Source organism: Trueperella bialowiezensis, from assembly GCF_900637955.1.
GTDB classification, from domain to species: domain Bacteria; phylum Actinomycetota; class Actinomycetes; order Actinomycetales; family Actinomycetaceae; genus Trueperella; species Trueperella bialowiezensis.
Genome location: NZ_LR134476.1, coordinates 525680 through 546595, shown reverse-complemented (window position 1 = coordinate 546595; position 20916 = coordinate 525680). Strand labels below are relative to the sequence as shown.

General features: G+C 61.4%; 20 protein-coding genes. 12 read left to right on the top strand and 8 right to left on the bottom strand.

Annotation, left to right across the window (positions count from 1 at the left end; genetic code table 11):
- The first annotated feature begins 86 nt into the window (after positions 1 to 86).
- The 10 genes from EL234_RS02485 to tsaD all read left to right on the top strand — a co-directional run bounded on the left by EL234_RS02485 (position 87) and on the right by tsaD (position 10358).
- The gene (locus EL234_RS02485) at positions 87 to 1583 is read left to right on the top strand and encodes a bifunctional ADP-dependent NAD(P)H-hydrate dehydratase/NAD(P)H-hydrate epimerase (RefSeq protein WP_126415982.1); all 1497 of its coding nucleotides are present in this window, start codon (positions 87 to 89) and stop codon (positions 1581 to 1583) included.
- Positions 1580 to 2695 carry an alanine racemase gene (alr, locus tag EL234_RS02480; protein ID WP_126415981.1) on the top strand — a complete coding sequence of 372 codons (1116 nt, stop codon included), beginning with the start codon at positions 1580 to 1582 and terminating at the stop codon, positions 2693 to 2695. Before EL234_RS02485 ends, alr begins: the two co-directional genes overlap by 4 nt.
- Positions 2696 to 2788: 93 nt before the next feature.
- Positions 2789 to 3373: a tRNA (adenosine(37)-N6)-threonylcarbamoyltransferase complex ATPase subunit type 1 TsaE gene (gene tsaE, locus EL234_RS02475; protein WP_322787200.1), complete on the top strand. Its 585-nt coding sequence runs from the start codon at positions 2789 to 2791 to the stop codon at positions 3371 to 3373.
- Positions 3374 to 3375: 2 nt separating this feature from the next.
- Positions 3376 to 4305, top strand: a complete 930-nt coding sequence (locus tag EL234_RS02470) for a hypothetical protein (RefSeq protein ID WP_126415980.1) — start codon at positions 3376 to 3378, stop codon at positions 4303 to 4305.
- Positions 4286 to 4984: a tRNA (adenosine(37)-N6)-threonylcarbamoyltransferase complex dimerization subunit type 1 TsaB gene (gene tsaB, locus EL234_RS02465; RefSeq protein ID WP_164712301.1), complete on the top strand. Its 699-nt coding sequence runs from the start codon at positions 4286 to 4288 to the stop codon at positions 4982 to 4984. Before EL234_RS02470 ends, tsaB begins: the two co-directional genes overlap by 20 nt.
- A complete protein-coding gene (locus EL234_RS02460; RefSeq protein ID WP_126415978.1) occupies positions 4981 to 5460 on the top strand; it encodes a GNAT family N-acetyltransferase in 480 nt (159 codons plus the stop codon). The genes tsaB and EL234_RS02460 overlap by 4 nt, the downstream gene beginning before the upstream one ends.
- Before the next feature lie 186 nt (positions 5461 to 5646).
- On the top strand, positions 5647 to 6357 hold the full coding sequence (locus EL234_RS02455) for a succinate dehydrogenase cytochrome b subunit (RefSeq protein ID WP_206750439.1): 711 nt from the start codon (positions 5647 to 5649) through the stop codon (positions 6355 to 6357).
- Positions 6358 to 6371: 14 nt separating this feature from the next.
- The gene (locus tag EL234_RS02450) at positions 6372 to 8366 is read left to right on the top strand and encodes a fumarate reductase/succinate dehydrogenase flavoprotein subunit (RefSeq protein WP_126415976.1); all 1995 of its coding nucleotides are present in this window, start codon (positions 6372 to 6374) and stop codon (positions 8364 to 8366) included.
- The gene (locus tag EL234_RS02445) at positions 8363 to 9106 is read left to right on the top strand and encodes a succinate dehydrogenase/fumarate reductase iron-sulfur subunit (RefSeq protein WP_126415975.1); all 744 of its coding nucleotides are present in this window, start codon (positions 8363 to 8365) and stop codon (positions 9104 to 9106) included. Before EL234_RS02450 ends, EL234_RS02445 begins: the two co-directional genes overlap by 4 nt.
- Before the next feature lie 214 nt (positions 9107 to 9320).
- Positions 9321 to 10358 (top strand): tRNA (adenosine(37)-N6)-threonylcarbamoyltransferase complex transferase subunit TsaD, encoded by a 1038-nt coding sequence (gene tsaD / locus EL234_RS02440; protein ID WP_126415974.1) that lies wholly within the window; start codon positions 9321 to 9323, stop codon positions 10356 to 10358.
- A gap of 61 nt (positions 10359 to 10419) precedes the next feature.
- Here tsaD and EL234_RS02435 read toward each other — a convergent pair whose 3' ends face one another.
- On the bottom strand, positions 10420 to 11616 hold the full coding sequence (locus tag EL234_RS02435; RefSeq protein ID WP_126415973.1) for a class I SAM-dependent methyltransferase: 1197 nt from the start codon (positions 11614 to 11616) through the stop codon (positions 10420 to 10422).
- A gap of 213 nt (positions 11617 to 11829) precedes the next feature.
- Here EL234_RS02435 and groES point away from each other — a divergent pair, with 213 nt between their 5' ends.
- Positions 11830 to 12126: a co-chaperone GroES gene (groES, locus tag EL234_RS02430; protein WP_126415972.1), complete on the top strand. Its 297-nt coding sequence runs from the start codon at positions 11830 to 11832 to the stop codon at positions 12124 to 12126.
- 124 nt (positions 12127 to 12250) lie between these two features.
- On the opposite strand, the gene EL234_RS02425 is transcribed toward groES, so the two are convergent.
- Positions 12251 to 12547: a WhiB family transcriptional regulator gene (locus tag EL234_RS02425; protein ID WP_126415971.1), complete on the bottom strand. Its 297-nt coding sequence runs from the start codon at positions 12545 to 12547 to the stop codon at positions 12251 to 12253.
- A 235-nt stretch (positions 12548 to 12782) separates the two neighbouring features.
- Here EL234_RS02425 and guaB point away from each other — a divergent pair, with 235 nt between their 5' ends.
- Complete coding sequence (gene guaB / locus EL234_RS02420) at positions 12783 to 14288, top strand: IMP dehydrogenase (RefSeq protein ID WP_126415970.1); 1506 nt, start codon at positions 12783 to 12785, stop codon at positions 14286 to 14288.
- Between the two features lie 80 nt (positions 14289 to 14368).
- Here the strand turns inward: guaB and EL234_RS02415 are convergent, their stop codons facing one another.
- The 6 genes from EL234_RS02415 to EL234_RS02390 form a co-directional block, all read right to left on the bottom strand.
- On the bottom strand, positions 14369 to 15784 hold the full coding sequence (locus EL234_RS02415; RefSeq protein WP_126415969.1) for an MFS transporter: 1416 nt from the start codon (positions 15782 to 15784) through the stop codon (positions 14369 to 14371).
- Between the two features lie 175 nt (positions 15785 to 15959).
- Positions 15960 to 16652, bottom strand: coding sequence for a response regulator transcription factor (locus tag EL234_RS02410; protein ID WP_126415968.1), 693 nt, complete (start codon positions 16650 to 16652; stop codon positions 15960 to 15962).
- Positions 16645 to 17445 (bottom strand): sensor histidine kinase, encoded by an 801-nt coding sequence (locus EL234_RS02405; protein ID WP_126415967.1) that lies wholly within the window; start codon positions 17443 to 17445, stop codon positions 16645 to 16647. Before EL234_RS02405 ends, EL234_RS02410 begins: the two co-directional genes overlap by 8 nt.
- A 27-nt stretch (positions 17446 to 17472) precedes the next feature.
- The gene (locus EL234_RS02400) at positions 17473 to 18543 is read right to left on the bottom strand and encodes an ABC transporter ATP-binding protein (protein WP_126415966.1); all 1071 of its coding nucleotides are present in this window, start codon (positions 18541 to 18543) and stop codon (positions 17473 to 17475) included.
- Positions 18527 to 19975, bottom strand: coding sequence for a hypothetical protein (locus tag EL234_RS02395; RefSeq protein WP_126415965.1), 1449 nt, complete (start codon positions 19973 to 19975; stop codon positions 18527 to 18529). The genes EL234_RS02400 and EL234_RS02395 overlap by 17 nt, the downstream gene beginning before the upstream one ends.
- Entirely contained in the window at positions 19962 to 20900 is a 939-nt protein-coding gene (locus EL234_RS02390) for an extracellular solute-binding protein (protein WP_164712299.1), read from the bottom strand. The genes EL234_RS02395 and EL234_RS02390 overlap by 14 nt, the downstream gene beginning before the upstream one ends.
- Positions 20901 to 20916 lie beyond the last annotated feature (16 nt).

Here is a 20916-nt window from a genome sequence, read left to right as displayed (position 1 = left end):
CAAGATCGCCGCGCTTTCGCACGTTCAATAGGCAGATCAAAGCCGAACCATTCGGCGTACAGTAGGGGAGTAGGGAAGGGAGTGGAATGATTCGAGCGTTTTCGGCTGAGGCGGTACGGTCTGCTGAAGCGCCGCTGTTGGCGGCCGGCGAGCCGCTCATGCGCAGAGCATCGTATGCGATCGCGAACAGGACAATCAGCTACCTGCGGGCTGGCGGTTTTACGATCCCTGGCTCGACCGTGCTCGCCCTCGTGGGGCCGGGCAACAACGGGGGAGATGCCCTATTCGCATCCGCGTTTCTCGCCGACCGCGGCCTTGACGTGACCGCGCTGTATACGGGAACGGTTCACGACGCCGGGCTCGCCGCGGCTAGGCGGGCAGGCGTGCGGCTTATCGAACTTGTTGAGCCGACGTCGGCCAGGTCCCTTGCCGAGCTACGCGATTGGGCGGCCTACGGTGGCATTTGGATCGACGGCCTGCTCGGCATCGGCGCGCGCGGGGCAGCACGCGAACCATTCGCCACGTGGATCTCAGTACTCGACGCCGGACGCCGCGCCAGCCCCGACGAACCGTTCATCATCGCCGTCGACGTGCCATCCGGGGTGAGTGTTGACGACGGCGAACTGCCCGGCCCGGTGCTTCCCGCCTCGCTCACTGTTGCCACCGGGTGTGCCAAGCCCGCACACCTCCTGCCTCCTGCGAGGTACGTGTGCGGTGATGTCGACGTCGTTGACCTCGGCTTTGACGCGCATCTGCCAGCCCAAGCCGAAGTATGCGAGCTATCGGATGCCGACGTCGCAGATTTGTGGCCCGTACCCGGCCTGGCAGATCACAAATATACGCGCGGAGTGGTCGGCCTGATCACCGGCTCGCAGACCTACCCGGGTGCGGGTGTGCTGAGCGTGGCCGGAGCGCTCGCGGCTGGGCCCGGCATGGTGCGCTACTGGGGTGGCAGCCCGCACGTGGTGCAGGCTTATCCGGAGGTCGTGCCCGGTTCTGGGCAGGTGCACAGCCTCGTAGTCGGAAGCGGGTTGGACGACCTGACTGGCGTGGCTAACGAGGTCACGGCTGCACTTGACGCCGGTATTCCCGTCGTCCTCGATGCCGGCGCAATCGAGCTGGCCTATACGCGCAAACTTCCCGAATGGGCGGTCCTCACCCCGCATGCTGGCGAACTCACAGCGTTGCTGAGCGCTCGCGGCCTGCAAACGGATCGGGCGGAGGTTGAATCTCGGCCCGCGTGGGCTGCACGCACCGCGGCCACGCTCACGGGAGCGAGCGTCGTCGCAAAATTCGCAACAGACGTGATCGCCTCACCAAGCGGTCAGCTGTATGCCCAAGGAGGTGCGCCCGCGTGGCGGGCAACCGCAGGAGCGGGAGACGTACTTGCCGGCCTCATCGGAACCGTGCTCGCCATGAACGCCGAGCACGCGTGTGAACCTGGCCAGGCGAGCCTGCTGGCTGCAGCTGCCACGCACATTCACGGGCAGGCCGCCGCGCTCGCGGCAGGCTCTGGGCGACCAATCAGGGCGCTCGACATCGCTGCCCACATCCCGCCGGTGATTGAAAGGATACTGACGTGACCGACTATCCAGCGCGGGCGTTGATCTCGCGAAGCGCGCTCGAGAACAACCTCAACGTGCTTCGCAGCCTCACAGCGGCTGACGCCATGATCGTGGTGAAAGCAGATGCTTACGGGCATGGTCTTGAGTGGATTGCCAGATGGGCTCACGCGGCGGGCATCAACTGGTTTGGGGTCGCCCAATTGACCGAGGCGCTCCAACTTCGCCAACATTTGCCACATGCCCGGATTTTGACGTGGATTTTCACTCCGGGCGCTGACCTTGCAGGAGCGCTCAGGGCGGATGTGGATCTGTCGATCGGGAGCCGGTGGGCTTTAGAGGAGATAGAGGCGGCCGCCCGAGCCACGGGTATCACGGCTCGCGTACACATCAAAGTTGATACGGGTATGGCCCGTGGCGGGCTCTCGCTCGCCGAGTTTGCCGACGTCGCCGATACTATCGCCCGGCTTGCTGCCGAGGGCGTGGTGGACGTGGTCGGCTTGTGGTCACACTTGGCATGTGCGGACGATCCGGATAGCGGCCAGACTATGCGTCAAATCGACGCGTTCGAGCAGGCGCGTGGCATAGCGCAACAAAGTGGGCTCACGCCGTCGCTGTTCCACCTTGCGGCCTCAGCCGGAACGCTGTGGCATCCAGCCGCGCACTACGACATGGTACGTCTAGGGATCGCCACCTACGGCGTGAGCCCGAACCCGCAGGTTCAGCCTGCTCACGAGATCGGGTTGCAGGCCGTCATGCGCGTGGAAGCTAGCCTGCTGACCGCTCGTGATTTTGACGCCGCAACCGGCGTCTCGTACGGGCATACTTACGTCACCCCGGATCGTGCACGGTTGGCCGTGGTGCCGCTTGGCTATGCGGACGGGATTCCGCGCCACGCCTCGAACAGGGCCAGTGTGCAAGTGGGGGCAGCGCGGTGTCCGATTCGTGGGCGAATCTGCATGGATCAATTCATTATCGAAGGTGAAGATCTTGCTGCTGGTCAGAAGGCCGTACTTTTCGGCGATTATGCCGACGGCGTGCCCACCGCAGACGACTGGGCCGCGGCTGCAGGTACGATCGGCTACGAGATCGTCACGCGGATCGGCGCGCGGGTGCCCAGGGTCGGCGGCTAAAAGCACGCCCCAACTAGTCCTCAGCAGCAGAGTGAAGGAGAATATGTTCCCGGGCGCTAGACGCGTAGAATAGGGCAAGGCAGCGCTGGCAGCATGTCGTCATACGGCGAGCAGGGTGCCGGGCGTGGGAAGAATGGCGATAAGCCGAGAAAGGCAGTGGTTATGGTGCGGATCGTGGCACCGACGGTTGAAGCAATGCACCGGGTTGGTCAGGCCATCGGAACCCATGCCATGCCGGGTGATCTCGTCATGCTCAGCGGGCCACTTGGGGCAGGGAAGACGACGATGACCCAAGGGATCGCACGCGGCCTTGGCGTGAGCGGCCACGTCTCATCGCCAACATTCGTCATTGCACAGATTCACCAAGGACGCTTCGACCTCGTCCACGTGGATGCTTACAGGCTTGAATCCATGGATGAACTGGACGCGCTCGATCTTGATACCTCGCTCGATGAATCTCTCACGGTTGTTGAATGGGGAACGGGCAAGGTGGAATCTTTAGCGTCTTCGCGGCTCGAAATTGACATCGCCCGGCCGCTCGGAGGTGCAGATTCGAGCACAGACCTAGCAGCAGACGAGCCGCGTACGCTGACGTTGAATCCTGTTGGCCCCAGAGCCGAAGCACTTGCACGTAGCGTTGTCGATGCGGTTGGCGACCTTGTGGAAACGGCGGAATAAGCATGATCTCCCGGCTGCTGTCACTACTGCTAAGCGCGTTCCTCACCGTCTGGTGGGGGATCGGTGCCGTGCAGCCGAGCCACGCCACGCCGACTCTGCCCCCGCCGGGTGAGATCCCGGCCGAGGTTAACGCTTGGTTTAAGGACAAGGCATCCGCGACTGTACGGTCGTATGGTGCCGATGCTTTCCCCGAGTACAGCGTGGAACAAGTGGCTGGGTTTGTGATTGGCACGCCTACCCCTACTGTTGTGCTGGGTAAAGAAACGGGCGGGCAAGTAGCGATCGATCCGGCTACCCGGTGGATTGCACCAATTTCTGATGGGGATACCGTCGTCGGCGCAATATCAGTGAATGTGACGGACGGGATAGCGAGCGATGAGATCGTGCGCGGAGATGCCCGCCTTGGTTCGACCGTCGCCCGCGAAACAGAAGCACGGCTCATGTGGGATCCGGAGCTGAGCGCATGGTTTTTACTGCGGGCAAATACGATTGAGCCGGCTGATTCTGCCGCGGCGAAAATTTTGTTGGGCGGCGTTCCGACCAGCGATTTTCTTCTTCAGCGCCAGCGCATTATCTCGAATACTGATTCTGTGAAGCCTGCGAATGAAGATCCTGTGGGTCCCAAAGAATCGGAATCGCGAAACTTGCCGTTGACGCTCGCGGCAGTTTTGATTGCGACAGCCTTGCTTATTGGATCGCTCGTGTGGTTGCGTTCGGAAAATGACTCAGATGAGTCTGACGCCGGCTCTACTGTGAAGAGTGCGGGCCGGGCGCCTGGCGCTGACGCGGGTGAGCAACACGCAAGTGGCCAGGTTTCCGAGGGCGTGACGCAGGATCGCGGCACTAAGAGAAAATTCCGGGATTCTGCCACAAAAGTGAATGTGTATCGCACGAAGAAAACGAAGGACGACAGTGCATTATTTGACGATTGATACCTCGACCACGATCGTGGTGGGAGTGTGCCAGGTTCACATGGGAGAGTTTCGTGAGCTCGCGGTGAGCTCATCTGATTCGACTCGGGAGCACGCCGAAAAGTTGGCTCCGCTCGTGCGTGAGGTCATGGAAAAGACTGGGATAGACGCTCCGGACGCCGTGATTGTTGGCACCGGGCCGGGCGCGTTCACCGGTTTGCGTGCCGGGCTAGTCACTGCGCGCACGCTTGCCCGGGCTTGGGGCGTTCCGGTTTATGGCGTGTCGTCTCTAGAGGTGGTGGGACTGGCCGCAGCGGATCGGGGAGCGCAGGAGATCGTCCCGATGATTGATGCGCGCCGCCGTGAGGTGTATGCGATGAGACTGCGGCCGATGGGTGCCGACGACGTGACGCCACTGGCTCCGTATTCGGTGATGAAGCCAGCAGATCTTACACAGATTTTGGGGCGCCAGCCCGCCGTCGTCGCAACGACGAACCCCGATCTGTATCCCGAACTTGGCGAGGAACCGGGTGCCGAGCGGGAGGTTGTGCAGATCTCGCCGGCGGTGATGGCCCGCCTCGTGGAATCGCGACTCGCCCGGATTGCGGCCGGTGAAGAACTAACTCTCGATACTGAGCCGCTCTATTTGCGCCGCCCGGACACCCACGGGGGTAGCCCGCAGCCGGCTGCTACAGCATGAATCTGCCCGGATTCGAACTCGTCACGCCGGAGCCTGAATCGTGGCGGGCTATTGCCGCTTTCGATCGGAAAACCTTCGGCATCGACGCTTGGCCGCGTAACATGTGGCGCCACGAGCTTGTGGCAACCGACCGCAGTTATCTCGCGTTAATGTCTGAGCCCAGCCCGATTCGAGGGGCGCGTACGCTCGTTGGGATGGGCGGGATCACGCATGGCCCCGAATCCGAAGTGCTCACGATTGGAATAGCGCAGCCCTTCCGTGGCCGCGGTCTAGGTAAGTTCTTGCTGTCCCGACTTCTTGAGATACCCCGAACGCATCGGGCGCAGGCCGTGTTTTTAGAAGTGAGAGCCGCCGACGACGTCGCCCAGCATCTTTACGAAAAAGCGGGTTTTCGCCGGGTCGGATTGCGTAAAAACTACTATCACGGCGACGACGCGGTCATCATGAAACTCGACCTCGACGCTCTAGGTGAATAACGCGCCTGAAGTCTCACGAAATTCAGGCCACAAAATTTGCTCCTTAAGCCGTCAAAATACCATGTGAATACTCGCTGACTTCCGCGTAAAGTCAAGGAAAACTCACTGTTTTTGGTCTTTGGAGCCGTCCCAGAAAACGGGTCTTTAGTGGCGGTATAAACCGGAATATTTTGCTAAATTCAAAACGTGGGTACTACTAAAGATCATGTGAGAGCTCGTCGCACCACCGTGGCGCTTAAGATCGCCATGGCCGTCACGGGCACTATTTTTGTTTTGTTCTTGCTCGTACACATGTATGGCAACCTCAAGATGTTTGTGGGCGCCGACGCCTACAACGGCTACGCGGGGTGGATGCGCGAATTCGGATATCCGTTCATCCCTCACGAAGCGCTGTTGTGGATCTTGCGCGTCGTCTTGGGCGTGTCGCTCATTGTGCATGTGTTCTCTGCGATCACGCTGTGGCGGCGCGCGAATACTGCACGTGGCCGGGCTTATAAGATCAACACGGGTAAGAAAGTAACCACGGCACAGAAGTACACCGGCACGATGATGCGGGTGGGTGGCCTTGGCATCTTCTTCTTTATCGTGTTCCACATCCTGCACTTCACCACCTTGCACGTAGAGGTGGGGGAGAACTTCCGCGAGATCACACCGTACGAGCGCATGGTGCAGTCGTTCTCGCCAGAGCACTGGTACATCTACGTCATCTACTTTGTGGCACTGGCGCTTATCACGTACCACATCCGCCACGGCGTGTGGTCCGCTCTGGCAACCCTCGGCCTGTCGCGCACCCGCCGCGAACGTGCCTACAAGATCATTGCCGATCTGGTTGCGCTCGCAATCTTCGTTGGTTTCCTAGCGCCGCCCACCGCTATTCTCGTCGGATTTATTTCCTAGGGGGAGTGTTAAACATGACTGAACTGATTAACGGCCTATACCGCGAAGGCGAATCGATCGCGGATACCAAGGCGCCCTCTGGTCCGTTGGCGCAGCGTTGGGAGAAGCGCAAGTTTGAAGCCCGGCTCGTGAACCCGGCTAACCGCCGTAAGCTCAACATCATCATGGTGGGCACTGGCCTGGCAGGCGGCGCTGGTGCTGCTTCGCTTGGCGAGATGGGCTACAACGTCAAGGCGTTCTTCTACCAGGATTCCGCGCGGCGCGCCCACTCGATTGCCGCTCAGGGCGGTATCAACGCGGCGAAGAACTACAAGAACGACAACGATTCCACCTACCGGCTCTTCTATGACACGATCAAGGGCGGCGATTTCCGCGCTCGCGAATCGAACGTGTACCGGCTCGCGGAAGTCTCGGCCGCGATTATCGACCAGTGCGTGGCGCAGGGCGTACCGTTCGCACGCGAATACGGCGGCCTTCTCGACAACCGGTCATTCGGTGGCGTGCAGGTATCCCGTACGTTCTATGCGCGTGGCCAGACGGGCCAGCAGCTACTCATCGGCGCATACCAGGCGCTCATGCGGCAGGTGAATGCCGGCACGGTGAAAGCCTACGATCGCCACGAGATGGTGGATCTCATCGTCGTCGACGGGCGTGCCCGCGGCATCATTGCCCGCGACATGAAGACTGGCGAGATCGAAACTCACTTGGCCGATGCCGTCGTGCTAGCTACCGGTGGGTACGGAAACGTGTTCTTCCTGTCGACGAACGCGATGGGCTGCAACGGTACCGCCGTGTGGCGGGCTCACCGTAAGGGCGCATACTTCGGCAACCCGTGCTACACGCAGATTCACCCCACATGTATTCCGCAGACGGGCGAGTCGCAGTCGAAGCTGACGCTCATGTCCGAGTCTCTGCGTAACGACGGGCGGATCTGGGTTCCGAAGAAAGCCGAGGATTGCACGAAGGATCCGCGCGATATTCCCGAAGAGGATCGAGACTACTACCTGGAGCGCATCTACCCGGCTTTCGGTAACCTCGTGCCGCGTGATATTGCTTCGCGGCAGGCGAAGAACATGTGTGACGAGGGGCGTGGGGTTGGCCCGGCGATCGCGGAAGTTGGCCCGGATGGCGTGGCACGCAACGTGCGCCGAGGCGTGTACCTCGACTTTGCAGAAGCCATTGAACGCATGGGTAAGGACGCGGTGTCTGCCAAGTACGGCAACCTGTTTGACATGTACGAGCGCATCACGGACGAGGACCCTTACGAGGTGCCGATGCGTATCTACCCGGCCGTGCACTACACGATGGGCGGCCTGTGGGTGGATTACGATCTGCAGTCCACGATCCCGGGACTGTTCGTGACGGGCGAGGCGAACTTCTCCGATCACGGAGCAAACCGCCTGGGTGCGTCGGCGCTCATGCAGGGTCTTGCCGATGGCTACTTCGTGCTTCCGAACACGATCAACGACTACCTGGCCGACGGCCCGTTTGAGAAGCTGTCCGAGGATCACCCGGAGGTTGCGAAGGTCCGCAAGGGTATTGAAGACCGCGTGGACTTCTTCATGTCGAACGACGGCAACCGTTCCGTTGATTCCTACCACAAGGAACTCGGCACGATCATGTGGGAGTACTGCGGTATGGAACGTACCGAGGCCGGGCTAAAGAAGGCGATCGGCATGATCCGAGAGCTGCGCGCTGATTTCTGGAAGAACGTGCGCGTGCCCGGCAAGGCTAACGAGCTTAACCAGTCGCTGGAGAAGGCCGGCCGTGTAGCCGACTTCCTCGAGCTGGGAGAGCTCATGTGTATTGACGCCCTGCACCGTGAAGAGTCCTGTGGTGGGCACTTCCGGGCAGAATCCCAGACGGAGGAAGGCGAAGCCCTACGCCATGACGACAAGTTCGCGTACGTGGCAGCGTGGGAGTTCACCGGCGACGGCGAAGCGCCCGTCCTCCACAAGGAAGACCTCAATTACGAATTCGTCGAGATGAAGCAGCGGAGCTACAAGTGAAAATTAACCTGGAATTTTGGCGGCAGAGCGGCCAGGGGGACACCGGCCACTTCGATACTCATACCCTCGCGAATGTTGATGAGGACTCCTCGTTCTTGGAGATGCTTGATCAGCTGAACGAAGAGTTGTTTGCGGAGGGTAAAGAGCCCGTGGCGTTCGACTCGGATTGCCGTGAGGGCATCTGTGGCCAGTGCGGCCTCGTGATCAATGGCGACCCGCATGGTCCGCAGGTGACCACCACGTGTCAGCTACACATGCGCACGTTCAAGGATGGCGACACGATCACGATTGAGCCGTGGCGCTCCACTGCGTTCCCGGTTCTCAAGGATCTCGTGGTTGATCGCACGTCGCTTGATCGTATTGTGCAGGCCGGCGGCTACATTTCCGTGAACACGGGCGCGGCCCCGGATGCTCATTCGGTGCCAGTTCCGAAGGAGAACGCGGATCGCGCGTTCGAGGCGGCAGCGTGCATCGGCTGTGGCGCGTGTGTGGCCGCGTGCCCGAACGGTTCGGCGATGCTGTTCACCTCGGCTAAGGTCATGCACCTCGGGCTTTTGCCGCAGGGGCAGCCCGAGCGTTACGACCGCGTTGTCAACATGTTGGCACAGCACGACGCCGAAGGCTTCGGCGGGTGCACGAACGTGGGTGCATGCCACGATGCGTGCCCGAAGGAGGTTCCGCTCGAGCTCATCTCGCTGCTGAACCGCGAGCTGATGAAAGCCGGCGTACACGGTAGATAGACGTTCACCAGGCAGGTGTTAACTCAAAAGAGGGGCGGCACGGGAATCATTCCCGTGCCGCCCCGTCGCATGCAGTTGAAAGAGGAGCACCCCTATCGCAGAGCCTCCTTGCTCATGAATACCTCGTGTTCTTTCTGCCGTACTAGCATGATGCTGATCGCACGATAACCGATCGGCGTTTAACCGCTGGCCGTGGAGGGGTAGACTAACCCCTGTGTTAGTTCTTGGTATCGAAACCTCATGCGACGAGACGGGCGTCGCCCTCGTCCGCGATGGCGAGCTGCTTACCGACGTCACCGCCACATCGATGGACGAGTATGCGCGATTCGGCGGCATCATCCCTGAGATCGCATCTCGGGCACATCTCGAATCCTTCGTGCCGACTCTGGATGCGGCTCTTGAGAAGGCGGAAGTCGAGCTCGGCGACGTCGACGCGATCGCCGTGACGGCAGGCCCGGGTCTGGTCGGCCCGCTCACCATCGGCGTCTCTGCCGCAAAAGCACTCGCCCTCGCACTGGGAAAGCCGCTGTACGGCGTCAACCACATCGTTGGCCACCTCGCTGTAGATCAGCTAGTCAACGGAGAATTCCCGGAGCGTTTTATCGGGCTCGTGGTCTCCGGCGGGCACTCGCATCTTCTGCGAGTGGGCAACATTGCCACCGACATCACGGAACTTGGCGGCACACTCGACGACGCCGCTGGTGAAGCCTTCGACAAGGTCGGCAGACTCCTTGGCCTGCCATATCCGGGCGGGCCGCACATCGATCGACTCTCCCAGCAGGGCGACCGCTACGCGATCGGATTCCCGCGCGGGCTTTCGCGCGGCAAAGACAAGGTGCGCCACCAGTTCAACTATTCGTTTTCCGGTCTCAAGACGGCTGTGGCCAGGTATGTTGAAGGCTGTGAAGCCCGCGGCGAAGACATTCCAAAGGCCGATGTGGCAGCAAGCTTCTCCTACGCCGTCGTTGACGTGCTCTTAGAAAAAGCATTCAACGCGTGCGAAACTTTCGAATCGGACACGCTCGTGATCGGTGGCGGTTTCTCCGCCAACTCGATGCTTCGGGAAATCGCGGCCGAGCGTGCAGCCAAGTACGGCGTGACCGTGCGGATCCCGCCCATCCGTTACTGCACGGACAACGGTGCGATGATCGCGGCCCTGGGGTGGTCGCTCGCCCGCGAAGGTGTAGACCCCTCGCCGCTTAGCGTCACAGTCAATACCGGGTTGCCGCGCGAACAGATCGTCTTGCGCTAGGAACGCTCGATACTTCGCCGTCGTGCGCGAGGCGTGTGCACGTGCCCAGAGTCCAGATGGCCTAGGCGCGCTCGCAGAGAATGGCCCGGTGTTTGCCAGAAATGGTTGGCGTGGCGATGAGTGTCATCTCGCCCGGCAGTTTGGGGTCAAGCTTGAGTTTCTTGCGGAACTTTTCCGGATCGAGATCGGTGCCCCGCTTCTTGATCTCCACACGCCCGACTCCCAGCTCGCGCAGCGCCCGGCGAATCGGCTTCGGCTCCAGCGGGAGCGTGGTGGCAACCGTAAAGTTGGTGAGGAACGGCGAATCGATGATCTCATTGCCGGTCAGATAGGCGATCCCGTCTGCAACGGGGGAGATCCCATATTTTTCGCATAGTGTGGCGATAGACCCGGAGCGGATGATCGCCGGATCCGGTTCGTAGATGACAAGCCCGAGCGCGTCCGGGATCACTTGGGTTGCTGGCAGGCGCGGGTCGCTGACACCCGAATCCCACCGTGCCGCGCCTGATGTCGCTCCCACGGCAAGCGCGTGCCTACCCGGCTCCGGAGCGCAGCTGCCGAGCCATATGACGGCCTCAACGAGATCGCCGCCGGCCGATATCCACTCGACGAGCGCGTCCTCGGGCAGTTGCGCGTAGTCAATCCCCGGACCCACCTTGATACCAGCGGCAGGGAAGTGACGGGCGAGCGCGACGGCGTCGTGGAGCGAGGGCATCCAATCCGCGGGATTTTTCAGACGCCTCCCGTTTAGCCTGCGTGCTGGATCAATCCATATCGCATCAGCATCCAAGGCCGCGAGGTCAACGCTAAATCCGTCCGCGTGGATGACCTCGACCTCCGGAAAAGGACGCAGGTTATGAGTGGCTGCGGCTGCGGCGACGTCGTCCATCTCAATCGCCGTCACCCGCAGGCCGAGCCCTGCAAACGCCATCGAATCTGCGCCAAGTCCGGCACCGAAGTCGATGACGTGCGTGGCGCCGGTCTCGAGGAAGCGCTGTGCGTGAAAGGCGCCGACGGACAGCCGTGTGGCCTGCTCAAGGCCGTCCTTGGTGAACACCATGCGCTGAGCGAACGGGCCGAACTTGTCTGCGGCCCGCTCACGTAAACGGGACTGGGTGAGTGCCTCCGCCACGAGCCCGGGAGCATACCCTTCCCTTTGTAACTGTTCAGACAGCGCCATGACGTTGGCAGGATTGTAAGGCGGAAGGGAATCGAGAAGCTCGAGCCCATCGACAGTCAAGAGTTCGGATAAAGACACAGCTTAATCGTCTCACACTATGTGTTGGCGCGGCAGCGTTCGCAGTTAGCGAGGCGCGCCAGTACGAATTGGCACTCGCCTTGACCGAGTGCCAAAACCGGCTTAGCCTTATACAGGTAGCAAAAGCTACGTCTGGTTTTTACCGACCCCCGCGACGGCGGTTAGCCAGCGAGATAATCGAGAAAGAAGATTCGAGAAAGAAGGGGGAACCGAATGTCGGTCTCCATTAAGCCGCTCGATGACCGTATCGTCATCCAGCAGGTTGCAGCTGAAGAAACCACCGCATCCGGACTCGTTTTACCGGACACCGCCCAGGAAAAGCCGCAGGAGGGCACTGTTGTCGCAGTTGGCCCCGGCCGCGTTGACGACAACGGCAACCGCGTGCCCGTGGACGTTGCCGTAGGTGATACGGTGATCTACTCCAAGTACGGAGGCACGGAAGTCAAGTATGGCGACGACGAATACATTATTCTCAGCCAGCGTGACGTGCTCGCAGTTGTAACTCGCTAAGCGTCAAAATTAAGGGCGGGCTCTCGCAGATTGCGGGAGCCCGCTTTGCTATCTGGTGTCGGCAAAGCTACCTAGTGCCGGCGGCGCTGTGCCGGCCAGGCGAGCCTGGTTGGCACGCGCTGATCTAGCTTGCGCGTGAACGACGCCGCCGGTTATTTTCGCGGCTGCGCTCTTCTTCGCTCATACCGCCCCACACGCCGTAAGGTTCACGGTGATCGAGCGCGTACTCGCGGCAGTCGTCAATGACCGGGCATGATTGGCATATCCGCTTAGCTCGTTCAATCCTGCGCCGCCGCGGCCCGCCCCTTTCACCTTCCGGATGGAAGAAGAATTCGGGGTCCATCGTGTTGCACGATCCCAACGACTGCCAGTCCCAAAAATCCACGAGCGCGCCCTGCACGTCCCTGATGCGAGCTACCACAACCACGTCCTTATCATGCCCTTGCGGGCGTCGTGCACGTTAGTCACCGCTGACCACCTGCGAGTCATCGCTGACCACCTGCGTGAAACATACATATGAGAGTATCGGAATTTCTTGCTTTTTGGAATAGTCCAAGTTCACATTTTGCTATCTGCGCGAAAATGCAGGTGGCGCGGCGTGTCGAGTTCGGCTAAACGTCTTGGGTGAAAGGCTGTTCCATGCTTAAGATGGGAGTGTGAGTGCAGATCCCTTTGGCCTTATCGGCTTGACTTATGATGACGTTCTTCTTCTTCCCGGGGCCACGGATGTTGTGCCCTCTGAGGTTGATACCACTTCCCACCTGACTCGCAATATTCGGGTGAAGGTTCCGCTGCTGTCGGCTGCGATGGATACTGTGACTGAATCGCGGATGGCGATTGCGATGGCACGGCAGGGCGGATTTGGTGTGTTGCATCGCAATCTTTCGATTGCTGATCAGGCTCATCAGGTGCGGGTGGTGAAGCGTTCGGAGTCGGGGATGGCCTCAGATCCGGTGACGATTTCGCCGGATGCTACGGTCCGTCAGTGGGACGAGCTGTGTGGCCAGTACAAGATTTCTGGCCTGCCGGTGGTTGACGCGGACTCTAAGCTGCTCGGTATCATCACGAATCGTGACATGGTGTTCATCCCTGAGTCGCAGTGGGACACGATGAAGGTCTCCGAGGCGATGACTCCGATGCCTCTTGTCACTGGGGGCACGCACACGACGCGCGAAGAAGCAGCTGAACTTTTGCGCAAGAATAAGATTGAAAAGCTGCCGTTGATCGACGACGACGGCCGGCTCACCGGTTTGATCACGGTCAAGGATTTCACCAAGTCGGAAAAGTATCCGAACGCCACGAAAGACGCCGATGGCAGGCTTCGTGTCGGTGCGGCGATTGGCTACTGGGGAGATGCGTGGGAGCGCGCAGTTGAACTCGCGCAGGCTGGCGTTGACGCGCTGGTGGTGGACACCGCAAATGGTGAGGCCAAGCTGGCATTAGACATGATTGCGCGCATCAAGTCCGATTCGCGTTTTGCTGGCATTGACGTGATCGGCGGCAATATTGCTACCCGTGAGGGCGCGCAGGCGCTTATTGATGCGGGTGTGGACGCGGTGAAAGTCGGGGTTGGCCCAGGTTCGATTTGTACCACGCGTGTGGTGGCAGGCGTGGGCGTGCCGCAGGTGACGGCGATCCAACTCGCGTCTGAGGCGTGCAAGCCTGCTGGTGTACCTCTGATTGCCGACGGCGGGCTGCAGTACTCGGGTGATATCGGTAAGGCACTGGCAGCTGGCGCGTCCACTGTGATGCTCGGATCGCTGTTGGCTGGCTGTGAGGAATCGCCCGGCGAGCTCGTATTCGTGAACGGTAAGCAGTTCAAGGCATATCGCGGGATGGGCTCGCTTGGTGCGATGAGCTCGCGTGGGCGCGTGTCGTATTCGAAGGATCGTTACTTCCAAGCCGACGTGGCTTCTGATGACAAGATTATTCCGGAGGGGATCGAGGGCCAGGTGCCCTATCGCGGTCCGCTTGGCTCGGTGATCTACCAGCTGGTTGGGGGTCTGCATCAGACGATGTTCTACACGGGTGCGCGTACGATCCCAGAGCTGATGGAGCGTGCCAAGTTCGTTCGGATCACGTCTGCGGGCCTGCGTGAATCGCACCCGCATGACATTCAGATGACTGCCGAGGCGCCGAACTACTCCTCCCAGCAAAAGTAGCAGTCACCATAAGACATAAGAGGGGGTGTGAACCATTGCGGTTCACACCCCCTCTTGTGGAGGCCCTGCTCAGGCAGGGGTTAGCTGGTGCGCATCTTGTGATCGTCCATGAGGCGGCGTTCATAGCGGCCTACGATGATCATGAGCACCACAGCGAGGATGACGACCACGCTGAGCGCAATGTAGGTGACGTCCCAACCGTAGTTGTGGATAAGCACACCAACACCGGTCGAGGCGAGCGAGGCGCCGAGCAGGTAGCCGAACAGACCGGTGAACCCGGCGGCCGTGCCCGCCACATACTTAGGTGACAGGTCGATGGCCTGCAGGCCGATAAGCATGACCGGGCCGTAGATGAGGCCGCCGATCACGCCGATCAGCGTGTAGTACATCCATAGCGGAGCGTCCTGGGGGAGCTGCCAGTAGATGACGATGGCCACCCCGGTGAGGACGAGGAAGAGGATACCAGCGCCGGAGCGCCAGCCCTTGAAGATCTTGTCCGAGACCCAACCGCACAGGAGCGTGCCGACAATGCCTGCGAGCTCGTAGATGGCGAAGCCCGCGAGGCCGGAGGTAATGTTCGCGGCTCCCACTTCGTCGGTCAGGTAGACCGGGATCCAGTTAAGTACGCCGTAGCGCAGGGTGTAGACGAACACGTTGGCTACCGCTAGCAGGATGATGACCGGGTTGGTGAGCACGTGCGTGCGCACGATGTGCCACCACGAGCCCTGAGCTTCTTCAACGCTGCCTTCAACCTTGGCCGGGTCGTTACGCCATTCTTCGACGGGTGGCAGACCCATGGCTTCCGGGTTGTCGCGCATGAGGAGGAAGGCGATGAACGCGACGACGATCGCGATCGCGCCGGGGAACCAGAAGGCTGGAGTCCAGTCGGCGGGCGAGGCCGCCCAGTGGTGTAATGCGTATGCGGCGGCTGCACCAACGCCAGCGCCGCCGACGTTGTGTGCCGTGTTCCAGATGGCGGTCATTGTGCCGCGTTCGTTGGTTGAGAACCATTGGACGAGGGTGCGCCCGCTTGGCGGCCAGCCCATGCCTTGCACCCAGCCGTTGATGAACATCACCGTCGCAAAGATACCGACTGTTGCGCTGAGTGCGGGTACCGTTCCGATGAGGATGTTAATGAGGCCGGATAGCGCGAGGCCGATCGGCAGGAAGAAGCGTGCGTTGGCTCGGTCGGACAGCATCGCCATGAAGAATTTGGATAGCCCGTAGGAAAACAGCACGGCGTTGGCCACGATGCCGATGCCTACGGTGTTCATGATGTCGTATTCTTTGAGGATTCCTGATACCAGCGATACGTTGTTGCGGATCAGGTAGAAGCCCGCGTAACCGATGAAGATGCCCAGGAAGCTTGATGCTCGGTATCGGCGGAAGGTGGAATCGATTTTTTCTTTAGGTAGGCGCGGAGCCGGTGGTGGGGCTGCTAAAACGCCCCATTTGGATTTTGCGTGGCGGTCCGAGCCGCCCTCGGTGTGTGCCATGTGAAGTCCTCCATTCAAACAGCATCGTTTGTGCGTTGAACTCCATTGTTGGTCTGGGCCGGTGGCAAAAATACTCGACTAAGTAACAGTTGGTAACGACGCCGTTACCACAGGGTTCTTGATGTGGCGGTGTTCTGGTGGCGCGGTTAAGGTAAGCGCGCTCACGTCGTCGTTGTTAATCAGTGGAAAGTTGCGCGCCGACTAGTTGGTAGCCGCTTGGAACTGTGGCGATCGCGACGTCGTCCACGCAGTGGTGGTCTAGTTTGCGCCGCAGCCGATAGATCGTTGTTTTGATCATGTCAGCGCCGCCGGAAAGTGACGTCGTGCCCCACACTTCGTTGAGTAGTCGGGTTCGCGACACCGGTTTGGGTGCGTAGCGGATGAGGACGGTGAGCAGGTCGGCTTCGCGTGCGGTGAGCGGAAGTAGGTCCGCACCGCAATACACGCCCTGATCAGTGGCTACGAGCTGGCCGAAAGAATGTTTGGGCGGTTCGTTGGTGGCCGTGCGCCGGTAGATCGCTTCAGCGCGTAACGCCAGTTCGCGCGGGGAAAACGGTTTGGTCACGTAGTCGTCCGCACCTGCTTCGAGGCCGGCGATCCGGTTGTGTTCGGCGTCGAGAGCCGTGAGCAACATAATCGGCGGATGTGCAGATCGGGCTCGGATTCGACGCGTGAGATCGAGTCCGGAGCCGTGGGGGAGCATGATGTCAAGCACCACGAGGTCGAATTTCGTGGTGCTCAGCAGGTTCCATGCCTGGGCAACGTCTCCTGCGGTGCGAGTGTCGAATCCTTGCGTATTCAGTGCGAAGGTGACGATTGCCAGCATCTGTTCCTCGTCGTCGACGACGAGCGCGAGCGGCTTAGCCATGGCCAGAGTCTAGCAATGTGCGTTCGGAAGGCGCGTGGGGCAGGACGACGTGGATCGTGGTGCCGCGTCCAATTTCGGAGTCGACGATGATCTGCCCGCTGTGGGCGTCGACGATGCGTTTGGAGATCATCATGCCGATTCCCGCGCCCGGGCGCCGCGCGGACCCGGACACGAACGGGACGAAAAGCTGCTCGAGCTCCTCGGTGCTCATGCCCCGCCCGTCGTCGGAAATACGCAAGTGGAGGCCGCCGGCCTCGCCGTTAGCTACCCGCACCCGGATTCGCGCATCCGGCCCGGCGTGGCGAACCGCGTTGTTGACAAGATTCCACACCAGTTGGTGGATGAGTTGTGGATCGGCATAGATCGGTAGGAGGCCGCCGGGCGCGTCGACTTCAATGTTGACGTCAGTAAATCGGCGCATGTCGCGAACTGCTCGGGCGATAATTTGACGCACGTCCACCCGCGATACCGCGATGTGCGTGGTGGACAGGCGTAGGTCGGACACGAGGTTTTCGGCAATATCGATAGCGAGCTGGCTGTTGGTGACGATAGTGGAGACGAATTCGCGTTGTTGGCGATTGAGCTTGCCGGGGCTTTCTTCAGCCAGCAGTTCGCCGGCTCCGCGAATGAGCGCGAGTGGGGTGCGTAGCTCGTGCGAAATAATGGCAAGAGGCTGGGTCTCCGCCGGCGCAGGAGCAGTGGCCCGGGCGCGGCGTCGTTCCCGCCACAGGTACACGCACGCGATCGCAAGCGCCCCACACACGAGGGTGAGGCACGTGAACGCAACAACCATCGGTTTTCCTTTCTCTCCTATTCGCCGTTAGCCGCGCGGACCATCCGGGTCATCGCGGCGGGAGTTCGCTGGTGCGACGACGTCGTCGGGAATGATCCACGCGTCCGTGATGTCGAGGCGGACTTCGCTGCCAGCGGGAAGTTCGCAGGAGGTGTCTGTTTGCACGTGAACTGTTCCGACGTCCGTTTCAACGTTGTACCACATGTGCGAGCGGACGAATCTTGCGTGTAACACATGCCCCGGAATCTGCCCGCGCGGACTTATCCGCACGGCTTCCGGTGCGAAGCTCACGAGCGCCTGGCCGCGCTGAGCAGATCCGCGGGCGTGAATGTTGTGCTCGCCAACGAGCACCGATACCCGCCCGGAACCGTCCGAGTCACGCACATAGCATGAAAAAATGTTCGTGATTCCGAGCATGTGAGCAACATGGCGTGAGGACGGCTGCCGGTACAGCTGCGCTGGCGTGGCCACTTGCAGTAGGCGTCCGCGATACAGGATCGCGATTTTATCGCCCACGTGGAAGGCCTCGTCGACGTCGTGGGTCACGTAGATCGTGGCTGCGGCGTGCTCCCGCGTGTAACCCACGAGTACTTCTTGTAGATCGGGGCGGAGGTGGGAGTCAACGTGGGCGAGCGGTTCGTCAAGGAGGAGGATCTGTGGGCGGCGGGCGAGCGTGCGCGCGAGGGCTGTGCGTTGGGCTTGGCCACCAGACAGGGTGTTTGCCGAGCGCGCCGCAAGCCCGGTGATTCGCATGTCTGCGAGCGCGATGTCGATCCGGGCTGTACGGACGTGGTCGGCCATATCGGCGTCGTCGAGACCAAAACCCACGTTGGCAGCCACTGTCATTGCGGGAAAGACCACCGGGGTTTGCGAAACCAGTCCCGTCGGCCGCTCTTGCGGAGGCAGATGGGAGATGTCGTGTCCATTCCACGAAATTGAGCCACGAGCCGGGATGAGACCGGCGATGGCTTCGACGAGCGTGGTTTTCCCGCTTCCTGAAGCCCCAACGACGGCGAGCACCTGCCCGGCACTGACATGCAGGCTGCCTGCGAACCTGCCCGGTACCCGCAAGTCCGAGATACTAAGCCCGGTTGGCATGCGACCTCCTGAAGATAAAACCAGCAAACGCGAGCGCGATCAGCACGCTCGCCCCGAAACCGACCAGTGAAAACGTTGCGAGTGCCGCGTGGTCGCCACTCCCAGCAGCCAGCGCGATCACGTGCCCGAGCTGCGGCCACGCCGGGCTGTCCACAAAAATCGTGGGAGCGGCGTGAGTCATAAAGAATGAGGCTAGGCCAGCCCATGCGGCCACCCAATACTTGCGCGTGGCGGGTAAGAAAACGGTGGCGAAAACACGAAGCGGGCTGGCACCGGCGTCGTAGGCAATCCCGATGGTGGTGCGGTGCCGCTCCCGTAACGCAGCCATGATGAGGAAGAACACCGGATAAGCGAGCAGGAATTGGGCACACACGATGCCCAACGCCCCGCCGGCAAACCCGGCCCCGCCAGCGAGTGGAGTAGCGCCCATGTGAATGAGACCGCGGGAGAGCGCCGCGATAATGAGGCCGCCGCCCGTGAGGCCGAGTCCAGCCAGCCACAGGTGAGCCGCGCGCAGCGGCCAGCGTGCACTGACATTCAACCACCAACTCCACGCCGCACACCCACTTGCCACGCCAAGACTCACCGTGATCAAGATGAGTGACGTGCCGAGCGTGCTCACCGCATCGCCAAGATGACTGCCTGCAACATGAAAAGCCAGGTTCACCACGATCGCGCCGTAGACGCACGTGGCCACTGTGCAGATAAGACGGGCGAGAATCGTCAGCCAACGCGGCGGCACGAAGCGCCAATGCGAAGAATCGTTATCGGTGTTGGCAGATGAGCTTGCCCTAGGTGCCAGTGCGAGGACCAGCCATGCGCTCGCGATGGCACACAAAACGATGATCGTGCCCGGGGCCGAAGGTGCGGCATAGTAGGAGATCGAATCGAGGATCACCCGCCCGAAAACCGGTTGCGAAGTGCCGGCGGCAAGTGCCAGACCGGGGTCGAATGCCATGACAAGGCTTGCGACAACGGCGGGTCCGAGCAACGAGCGTGACAATTGGCCGGGGTAGATGCGCCACAGCGAACACAGGCTCGCACGTGTGCTGTGGCTGGCCAGCATGATCGCCGTCGCTGACACGTGGAAGGTGGCGTACTGGACCAAGAAAGCCACCGGAAAACTCGCCAGTAGCAAGGTGGCTACAAGAATTGGCCGCGAGAAGGGCACCAGGAAGATGGAAAGAACATGCGTGATCGCCGGTATAGGAATGAGCACGAAAGCGACCGCGGCACCGGCCATGTATGTGCCTGCCGGCCGGTGGAATCCGCGCCCGTACACCGTGATGGGAAGGGCAATAATCGAGCAGGCCAATGCCACCGGGAAGGTCACGGCTAGTGAGGAGAGCAGCGCGCGTAGGGCGTCGGCGTCGATTAACCAGGCCGCGCCGAGCAACAGGAGGCTACCGGCTGCCACGCTACGGGCGCGCATGGTAAACCTCCCGCTCCCACTGTTCGACGAGGCCGGTCAGGGTTTCGGACAGCAGGTAGGGATCGGTGTGCAGCACCGGCACGGCCAGCCCGTCGAGCTGCTCGTACAGGGTGGGCTGGCGCGTCGACGCGATCGGCGCCTGAAAGGCCGCCTCGGCGCTGACGTGTTGGCCGTGCGCGCTCAACGCGAACTTGAGGAAGGAGATAGCGATGTCGCGGCGCGGCGACCCGGCCAGAACCGCGGCCCCGCCCACCTCGTAGTCGGTTCCCTCGCTGGGGAAAACGGTTCTCACCGCCGCCCCGCGTGCCCGCGCCGCGTCGCAGTAGGGAGCGAACGTGATGCCGACGTCGGCAAAACCGGTGGCCACGAGCCGGGCCGGCGCCATTCCGGAGTCCGTGTAGGTGACAACACGCGCGTCGACCCCGCGCAAATACGGGGTGGCGTCCGGCAGGCGCATGTGCTGCAGCGCGAGGAACGTGGCGGCCGTGCCCGAGGTGAGCGGGCTGGGCGCGGCGATGCGCAACGGCCGGGTGGCGAGTTCCTCCCAGGAGCGTACGTCATGATCGGCCGCCACACACAGGGAGAGGATCCCGCCGTAGACTTCGAACCAGGAATTCGTTGCCGATGGCCCGGCGGGCAGGTCCGGCAACGGCTCGAGCAGCCCGGCGGCCTCCGCCGTCGCATAGGCGTGCGTCGGCCCGCCGATCCACACGTCAAATTCGCTCGACTTGCCGGCGCCCTTCAGCCTTTCCAGGGCCTGCGACGTCGACACGCGCAGGATCTTCACCCGGTGCCCGGAGCGGGCAGAAAAGCTATCGGCCACTGCCTCGCATGAGTCCAGATTGTTCGAGCACAGCACGGTGAGGTCCGGGCGCGGCGACAGTGCCACCCCGCCCGTGATCGCCAGCGCAACCACCGCGAGCACAAGCCCGCCACGCCGA

What these genes read in the sequence shown, in the direction of transcription:
- EL234_RS02485 (WP_126415982.1), top strand. Translation starts at nt 87, where the DNA reads ATGATTCGAGCGTTTTCGGCTGAGGCGGTACGGTCTGCTGAAGCGCCG.
- tsaE (WP_322787200.1), top strand. Translation starts at nt 2,789, where the DNA reads ATGTCGTCATACGGCGAGCAGGGTGCCGGGCGTGGGAAGAATGGCGAT.
- EL234_RS02470 (WP_126415980.1), top strand. Translation starts at nt 3,376, where the DNA reads ATGATCTCCCGGCTGCTGTCACTACTGCTAAGCGCGTTCCTCACCGTC.
- EL234_RS02460 (WP_126415978.1), top strand. Translation starts at nt 4,981, where the DNA reads ATGAATCTGCCCGGATTCGAACTCGTCACGCCGGAGCCTGAATCGTGG.
- EL234_RS02450 (WP_126415976.1), top strand. Translation starts at nt 6,372, where the DNA reads ATGACTGAACTGATTAACGGCCTATACCGCGAAGGCGAATCGATCGCG.
- groES (WP_126415972.1), top strand. Translation starts at nt 11,830, where the DNA reads ATGTCGGTCTCCATTAAGCCGCTCGATGACCGTATCGTCATCCAGCAG.
- EL234_RS02415 (WP_126415969.1), bottom strand. Translation starts at nt 15,784, where the DNA reads ATGGCACACACCGAGGGCGGCTCGGACCGCCACGCAAAATCCAAATGG.
- EL234_RS02410 (WP_126415968.1), bottom strand. Translation starts at nt 16,652, where the DNA reads ATGGCTAAGCCGCTCGCGCTCGTCGTCGACGACGAGGAACAGATGCTG.
- EL234_RS02405 (WP_126415967.1), bottom strand. Translation starts at nt 17,445, where the DNA reads ATGGTTGTTGCGTTCACGTGCCTCACCCTCGTGTGTGGGGCGCTTGCG.
- EL234_RS02400 (WP_126415966.1), bottom strand. Translation starts at nt 18,543, where the DNA reads ATGCCAACCGGGCTTAGTATCTCGGACTTGCGGGTACCGGGCAGGTTC.
- EL234_RS02395 (WP_126415965.1), bottom strand. Translation starts at nt 19,975, where the DNA reads ATGCGCGCCCGTAGCGTGGCAGCCGGTAGCCTCCTGTTGCTCGGCGCG.